This window comes from Mycobacterium sp. (genome assembly GCF_046330795.1).
Classification (GTDB): domain Bacteria; phylum Actinomycetota; class Actinomycetes; order Mycobacteriales; family Mycobacteriaceae; genus Mycobacterium.
Genome location: NZ_JAXLSA010000003.1, coordinates 650656 through 658420, shown reverse-complemented (window position 1 = coordinate 658420; position 7765 = coordinate 650656). Strand labels below are relative to the sequence as shown.

Below are 7765 nucleotides of genomic sequence, written 5' to 3'. Positions count from 1 at the left end.
TGGCAACGGTTCTCGCTGCGGCCGGCGGCGGTCAACACCACCCGGGCCCGCAGGAGCTCAACATGTGGGGGCACCCCATCGACAAGCTGCGGTACTCCTACGCCAGCTGGCAGCGGGTGACGTTGCTGGAGCGGTCGCACCTGCGGCGTTGACCACTTCATGACACGGGTGGTCCTGGGCTCGGCTTCCACCGGGCGCCTCGGTGTGCTGCGCAGTGCCGGTGTCGAACCCGTCGTGATCGTGTCGGGTGTCGACGAAGACGCCATCATCGCCGAGCACCCCGGTACACCGGCCGAGGTGGTGCTGGCGCTGGCCGAGGCCAAGGCACACGATGTGGCATCCAAGGTTCCGGCTGATCTGGCCGTGGATTGCGTTGTCATCGGCTGTGATTCGATGCTGCTGCTGGACGGTCAGCTCTGCGGCAAACCCGGGACCGCCGAGGCGGCGCGGGCACAGTGGCAAGCGCAGGCCGGAAGATCTGGCGTGCTCCTGACCGGGCACTGCGTCATTCGACTGACGGACAACGCTGCTCTTCGCGTGGTGTCCGAAACCGATTCCACCACAGTCCATTTCGCCACACCGTCCGACGTCGACCTTGACGCCTACATCGCGAGCGGTGAGCCGTTGGCAGTGGCCGGCGGCTTCACCCTCGACGGGTTGGGCGGTTGGTTCGTTGACTCCATCGAAGGCAACCCGTCGAACGTCATCGGGCTGAGCCTGCCCACACTGCGGCAACTGCTATCGACTCTCGACATCAACGTCTCGCAGATCTGGGCGACGACAGGCTGATCTGGCATGGCCCGTCGCCACGCACCGACGCGGGGTTTCATATCTGCCGTCGGGCCTCGCAAACGCTGTCGGGCACGAAACCGCCGCCATCGGGGCATTCGGAGTACCCCCGACCGGGCGACGTGCAGTACCCCGACGGCCGCACCGGGAGGGCCCCGCGCACAAACCCGGCAACTACGACGTCGACTTCACCAGCGAGGACGGCCGCCGACTGCGGTTCGGTTCTCGCAACGCCAGCCTGATCACCGCCTACATCGGATGCCGCCGCGCCGGCGACGGACTCTGGGTCGACGGCCGCATCCCGATGCCGCCGGACCCGCAGCCGTGACCCGCCGGCTGCTCGCCGCACCTCGATAGTCGCGGCTGCCGCGATCAATGCTCCTTGGCCGGCAACCGGCACCCGGTATTGCCGGTCAACAACGCAGCCTTCTGCGATGCCAGCCGTAGGACCATTCCACTGTCGCTGGAGTACTGGACGTCATGATCGTTCGGTGCGTCCTTGAACACCGTGGCACTGGTCAGACCGAGCTGCTCGGCGGCATGGGCCACCGCATCGCGGGCCTGCTGCCAATGTTGTTCGGGGATCGGCACATCGGAGACGTAACTCGCGAGCAGGATCTCCTGCCCCTGCGACTGCTCGAACGGCGCCACACAGCCGCCGCGACTGTCCTCCCGCCGCCACGACCACGTCACCTGCACCGCGATCACCGAAATCTGTTGACCCACTTGCTCGATCGTGGCCGCCAGCTTTGCCCGGGTGTCTTCCAGGCTCGGCAGCGATTTCAGTTGTTCCGCCGCCTTGGTGGCGTCGGTCGGTTCGGTCGGCTGATACGGATTTTTCGTCACGTGACATCCTGTCGTAGCTAAAACGATTGCCGCGCAACCAAGAACGCCGACAAGCCGACGTCTGGACGGTTGGCGGTGCGGCGTCATAGCGGTTCACTCATTTCTGCGGGATCGGCGTCGTGCCGGCGATGACCGAGGCGATGTTGTATCCGGTGGTGTAGAGCTGATTGTGAGCACTGTCCCAGCGCGGGTAGTCACTGTGACCACTGGCCGCATACCAGGTGTGCCCGTCGGGCCCGGGGACAGTGCCGGTCGCCAGGTGCGTGAAGTTCGGGTTGGTGGCCGGGTTCGGCCCGAAATCCCCGGCCCCGGTGAGATCACCGGCCAACAGACCACCGGTGAGCAACGGGCCCAGTCCCGGGACCAACGGCGCCAACCCCTTTGCGATCGGCGGCCCGTCATAGACCCATTGAATCGGATCATCCGGTGTCTCCATGGTGAAGACATGGCCGGGCTGCAGATGAAGATCGCTCGGCACGCGGGCCTCGATGCCCGGGGAGCCGTAGAACAGCGCGTTGTCCACCCCATGATCCCCCGGCACCTGCAGGGCCAGCCCGGTGGTGAGCGATCCGTACGAGTGCCCGATCGCGGTCAGATCCAGCGGTCGAGAACCATGGGCCGCGTTGATGCCGTCGTAGAACCGCGCGAGGTCCACGGCACCGGCCTTGGCCACGTCGTCGTGGCTGACTTCCCAGCCACCCGCCAGCGAGCCGCCGATGTCGTCGGTGCCGGGAACCTGCGGCGGGTCGTAACCGATCCACGCGATGGACGCCACCGTCTCGTTGCCGCGCCCCGCGGCGTCGAGCTGCCGCAGCGCCTCCTGCCGGGCGTGCATGGCCTCGTCGGCCATTCCCGTGATCGCTCCGTGCACCGTGGTGTTCAGCCCGGGCGCGGTGACCGACACATGGTCGGCGTTGTCGGGATCGCCGACGGCGACCGCGGCGCGGGCCTGACGGCCCGACTGGGTGTCCAGCAGCAGTAGTTTGCGATCCGGGTTGTTGGCCACCGCCTTGTTGACCGCCTGCAGATCGGCCAGGTACTTCGAGCCGTTGAGCGCCGCGGTGTACTGCCGCTGCCACGCCGCGTACTCCTGGGCGTCGGCGACGTTGCGCGGCAGGTTCTGGCCGTTGGCCCAATCGGGGTGCTGGGCCCTCAGCGCGGCCGCCTGGTCGGCCGCCGCCTGTGCGCGGGGCAGCTGATCAGCCAGATTCAGCCGGTTGTAGAAGTCCGCGCCGGGATGGTCGTCGTCCCCGGCGGGCATTCCCGGATGATTGCCGACGTTGTGATCCTTGTTGTACAGGTAGTCCTTCTGCTCCCTGGACAGGCTGTTCCAGAACTTCGTGAACTCCTTGGGATCTTCGGGCAGCGGCTGATCCAGCATCGGCTTGTTCAAGCCCGCATCGGGAATCGGCACCGAACCGTCGGCCATGCGAATCGCATTGGCCAGCGCCGCATCCACCGCGTTGGCGTGCGCGACGATCTTGTCCAGCCGCGGCTGCAACTGCTCCTCCTTGAGCAGCGCCTCCATCGGGTTGCGGACCGACCGACCGGGCAGCACCCGCCCGGACACCGAATCGATCTCCATCCCAAGGGATTCCGCATCCGCCTTCAGCGAGGCCAGGTCCGACTTGATCTGCTCGATCTCATCAGCGGCACTGCGGGCCGCGTTGGCCACCGCCTGCGCCTCACGACCATGGGCGTCCAGATCACGGCGCGTCTTGCCGATCGCCTCCTTGGCCGCCTCGGCGGCCACCCCGCCCCACGTCTCGAAGGCCGGCAGGGTGGCCAACCCGTTGGCGGCATCGGCGGCCGCTTGGGCACGGCTGGTCGCCGCATGGAAAACCTCGCGGACCGAACCCGCGTCCCAGCGTTCGATATCGGCGACCGTCAGTGTCACGACCGGTCAAGCCCTCCTCCCGCACGCCACCAGCTGCTCGAACATGTGTACCAGCAGCGCCGCCGACCACGCCAGTTACCGGCAGAAATTCACGAACGTGTCTGAGCGGCAATCGATTACAGGAAGTTCCCCGTCCAGCAGATCCACACCTGATCCCTAACGGGGACAAAGCCCGCACCCCACCCGGCCATAGCTTGTCTCCCTAACGTCCGAAGTGTCAGTACCGAGCTCGAATTGCCAGGAAGGACAGGGCTCATGAAGCACATTCGATCAACAGGCGTATTCACCCTCGCCGCGGCCAGCGCCGCGATGGTGGGCACGCTGGCACTGCCCGCCGCCGCGTCGGCCGAACCGCTGGGCGGTGGCACCGGCATCAGCCAGTGGGGCCCGCAATGGGGCCAACCCGGCCATCCCGGTGAGCCCGGCCCCGGTAGGCCGCCGGGCGCCCCGGCCGAGTGGCACCACCCCGAGTGGGGGGCCGGCTGGAACGACGGTTACCCGCAGCAGGGTTGGCAACCGCCGCAGGGCTGGGAACCCCCACCGGGCTGGACCAACCCGACCGGCTGGCAACCGCCCGCGGGCGCGGGCTGGTGCGGCGGCCAGATCCGCGACCTGATCCACCCGATCTGCTGGTTCCTGCCGCACTGACCCCCAGAGCTGGAATCACCGACGCCGCTCCGAGACCACGCCGGGGCGGCGTCGGCCCCCACCACGTTCGGCCACCGCCGCTCCCGTCGTCCCCGGTAGGCTGGCCGGGTGCCGCTTCCCGCAGACCCCAGCCCCGTCCTGAAGGACTACGCCCACCCCGAGCGCCTCGTCACCGCCGACTGGCTGTCGGCGCATCTGGGCACCCCCGGCCTGGCCATCGTCGAGTCCGACGAGGACGTCCTGCTCTACGACATCGGGCACATTCCCGGTGCCGTCAAGATCGACTGGCACACCGACCTCAACGACCCGAACGTGCGCGACTACATCACCGGCGAACAGTTCGCAGAACTGATGAACCGCAAGGGAATTCGCCGCGACGACACCGTCGTGATCTACGGCGACAAGAGCAACTGGTGGGCCGCCTACGCCCTGTGGGTGTTCACCCTGTTCGGCCACGAGGACGTCCGGCTGCTCAACGGCGGTCGCGATCTGTGGATCTCCGATCACCGCGACACCACCCTGGACGTGCCGTCGAAACCCACATCGGGCTACCCCGTCGTCGAACGCAATGACGCCCCCATCCGCGCCTACCGCGAGGACGTCCTGAGCACCCTGGGCACCAACACGCTGATCGACGTCCGCTCGCCGCAGGAGTACACCGGCGAACGCACCCACATGCCGGACTATCCCGAAGAGGGCGCACTGCGCGGTGGGCACATCCCCACCGCCGTCTCGGTGCCGTGGGCCCGCGCCGCCGACGACAGCGGCCGATTCCGCAGCCGCAAGGAACTCGACGAGATCTACGCCTTCGCCACCGACGGCACCCCCGTCATCGCCTACTGCCGCATCGGCGAGCGGTCCAGCCACACCTGGTTCGTCCTGACCCATCTGCTCGGCGTGCCCGGCGTGCGCAACTACGACGGTTCGTGGACCGAATGGGGCAACACCGTGCGGGTGCCCATCGTGGCGGGTGAAGAACCGGGCTCTGTATGAAACCCCTTCCATCTGTTCAGCGGTGGCTGCGAGAAAGTTCGAGTGAATCTCGCACAGGCCGCAGAACAGATCGGGGAGCGGGTCGGTGAGCGTCCCCGCTCCGTTGGCCGAGGTGGTCGCCGACTTCGCTGACGTCGACGGTCAGGACAAGCTGGCGCTGCTGCTGGAGTTCTCCCAGGACCTGCCCGACCTGCCGTCGTGGCTCGAGGAAGCCGCCATGGAACCGGTGCCCGAATGCCAGTCGCCGCTGTTCCTCCACGTCGACGCCGACGACCCCGACCATGTCCGGCTGTATTTCAGCGCGCCGCCCGAGGCGCCCACCACCCGCGGCTTCGCGTCCATCCTCGCGACCGGGCTCGACGGCCAGTCCCGCGCCGACATCCTGGCCGTGCCCGACGACTTCTACGCCGAGCTGGGTCTGGCCAAGCTGATCAGCCCCCTGCGGCTGCGCGGCATGTCGGCCATGCTCACGCGGATCAAGCGCCGCCTGCGCGAGAGCTGATTCCCGCATCTGTTCAGCGCGGGCTGCGAGAAACGTCGAGTGGATCCCGCACTGGCCGCTGAACAGATCGGAATTAGTAACGTCGAACCCGCTCCCACCGAGGTACCGGAGCGACGGCCGTGACCATCGGCGAGCGCCAGAGCGCGCCCCGGCGCGGGTTACCGGCGAGTAAGGGATACCCGCCACAGCGTGCCGATTCGCGCCACATAAACTGCCCGGGATAGTTTGTTTAAGACCGATTCTTAGAGACCCAGCCTCAGGAGGCGCAGTGGCCAGTCACGCCAACGAGAAGATCTCGAAGGTGCTCGTCGCCAACCGCGGTGAGATCGCGGTTCGAGTGATCCGTGCGGCCAAGGATGCCGGCCTCGAGAGCGTGGCCGTCTACGCCGAGCCCGACGCCGACGCGCCCCACGTGCGGCTCGCCGACGAGGCCTTCGCGCTGGGCGGCCAGACCTCCGCCGAGTCCTACCTCGACTTCGCCAAGCTGCTCGACGCCGCCGACAAGTCCGGCGCCAACGCCGTGCACCCCGGCTACGGCTTCCTCTCGGAGAATGCCGACTTCGCCCAGGCCGTCCTCGACGCCGGACTGATCTGGATCGGGCCGTCCCCGCAGTCCATCCGCGACCTCGGCGACAAGGTCACCGCCCGCCACATCGCCGCCCGCGCCGAGGCCCCCCTGGTGCCCGGCACCCCCGACCCGGTCAAGGACGCCGACGAGGTCGTCGCGTTCGCCCAGCAGTACGGCGTCCCCGTGGCCATCAAGGCCGCGTTCGGCGGCGGCGGACGCGGCATGAAGGTCGCCCGCACCATCGAAGAGATCCCCGAACTGTTCGAGTCGGCCACCCGCGAGGCCGTCGCCGCCTTCGGTCGCGGCGAGTGCTTCGTCGAGCGCTACCTGGACAAGCCGCGCCACGTCGAGGCCCAGGTGATCGCCGACAAGCACGGCAACGTCGTCGTCGCCGGCACCCGCGACTGCTCCCTGCAGCGCCGGTTCCAGAAGCTCGTCGAGGAAGCGCCCGCGCCGTTCCTGAGCGACGCGCAGCGCAAGGAGATCCACGAGTCCGCCAAGCGCATCTGCAAGGAAGCCGGCTACTACGGCGCCGGCACCGTGGAATACCTGGTCGGCCAGGACGGCCTGATCAGCTTCCTCGAGGTCAACACCCGCCTGCAGGTGGAACACCCCGTCACCGAAGAGACCTCCGGCCTGGACCTGGTGCGCCAGCAGTTCCGCATCGCCGAGGGCGAGAAGCTCGACATCACCGAGGATCCCGAGCCCCGCGGCCACAGCATCGAATTCCGGATCAACGGCGAGGACGCCGGCCGCGGCTTCCTGCCCGCCCCCGGCCCCGTCACCAAGTTCGAGCCGCCGACCGGCGCCGGCGTGCGCCTGGACTCCGGCGTCGAGACCGGCTCGGTCATCGGCGGCCAGTTCGACTCGATGCTGGCCAAGCTGATCGTCACCGGCGCCACCCGCGACGAGGCCCTCGACCGCTCACGCCGGGCTCTCGCGGAATTCAATGTCGAGGGCCTCGCCACCGTCATCCCGTTCCACCGTGCGGTCGTCAGCGACCCGGCCTTCATCGGCAACGCGGACGGCTTCTCGGTCCACACCCGCTGGATCGAGACCGAGTGGGACAACACCGTCGAGCCCTTCACCGGCGGCGGAGCCGTCGACGAGGAAGAGGCCACCCCGCGGCAGACCGTCGTCGTCGAGGTGGGCGGCCGTCGCCTCGAGGTCTCGCTGCCCGGCGACATGGCCATCGGCGGCGGCGCCGGACCCGAGCACGGGGCCATCCGCAAGAAGCCCAAGGCCCGCAAGCGGGCTCGCGGCGGCGGCGCGGCGGCCTCCGGTGACTCCGTCACCGCGCCCATGCAGGGCACTGTCGTCAAGGTGGCCGTCGAAGAGGGACAACAGGTTTCGGCCGGCGACCTCATCGTCGTGCTGGAGGCCATGAAGATGGAGAACCCGGTGACCGCCCACAAGGACGGCACCGTCACGGGCCTGGCCGTCGAGCCGGGCGCCGCCATCACCCAGGGCACCGTCATCGCGGAGCTGAAGGACTAACTCCCCCCTTTTCGGATCTGTTCTG

The 7765-nt window shown here is 68.3% G+C and carries 7 protein-coding genes and 1 pseudogene; 6 read left to right on the top strand and 2 right to left on the bottom strand.

Annotated features, from left to right (window positions below):
• Positions 1 to 152, top strand: a pseudogene (locus tag U0R18_RS14555) (acyl-CoA carboxylase subunit epsilon); the annotation flags it as partial.
• Positions 153 to 159: 7 nt separating this feature from the next.
• Entirely contained in the window at positions 160 to 789 is a 630-nt protein-coding gene (locus U0R18_RS14550; RefSeq protein ID WP_526369463.1) for a Maf family protein, read from the top strand.
• Between the two features lie 372 nt (positions 790 to 1161).
• On the opposite strand, the gene U0R18_RS14545 is transcribed toward U0R18_RS14550, so the two are convergent.
• Both U0R18_RS14545 and U0R18_RS14540 read right to left on the bottom strand, forming a co-directional pair.
• Positions 1162 to 1635: an LppA family lipoprotein gene (locus U0R18_RS14545; RefSeq protein ID WP_526369461.1), complete on the bottom strand. Its 474-nt coding sequence runs from the start codon at positions 1633 to 1635 to the stop codon at positions 1162 to 1164.
• 97 nt (positions 1636 to 1732) lie between these two features.
• Positions 1733 to 3532, bottom strand: coding sequence for an alpha/beta hydrolase (locus U0R18_RS14540; protein WP_526369459.1), 1800 nt, complete (start codon positions 3530 to 3532; stop codon positions 1733 to 1735).
• A gap of 255 nt (positions 3533 to 3787) precedes the next feature.
• Here U0R18_RS14540 and U0R18_RS14535 point away from each other — a divergent pair, with 255 nt between their 5' ends.
• From U0R18_RS14535 to U0R18_RS14520, 4 genes are all read left to right on the top strand, one after another.
• Positions 3788 to 4180, top strand: a complete 393-nt coding sequence (locus tag U0R18_RS14535) for a hypothetical protein (RefSeq protein WP_526369457.1) — start codon at positions 3788 to 3790, stop codon at positions 4178 to 4180.
• A gap of 108 nt (positions 4181 to 4288) precedes the next feature.
• On the top strand, positions 4289 to 5173 hold the full coding sequence (locus U0R18_RS14530; protein ID WP_526369455.1) for a sulfurtransferase: 885 nt from the start codon (positions 4289 to 4291) through the stop codon (positions 5171 to 5173).
• A gap of 85 nt (positions 5174 to 5258) precedes the next feature.
• Entirely contained in the window at positions 5259 to 5675 is a 417-nt protein-coding gene (locus U0R18_RS14525; RefSeq protein WP_526369453.1) for a SufE family protein, read from the top strand.
• Between the two features lie 268 nt (positions 5676 to 5943).
• Positions 5944 to 7740, top strand: coding sequence for an acetyl/propionyl/methylcrotonyl-CoA carboxylase subunit alpha (locus U0R18_RS14520; RefSeq protein ID WP_526369451.1), 1797 nt, complete (start codon positions 5944 to 5946; stop codon positions 7738 to 7740).
• The last annotated feature ends 25 nt before the right edge of the window (positions 7741 to 7765 follow it).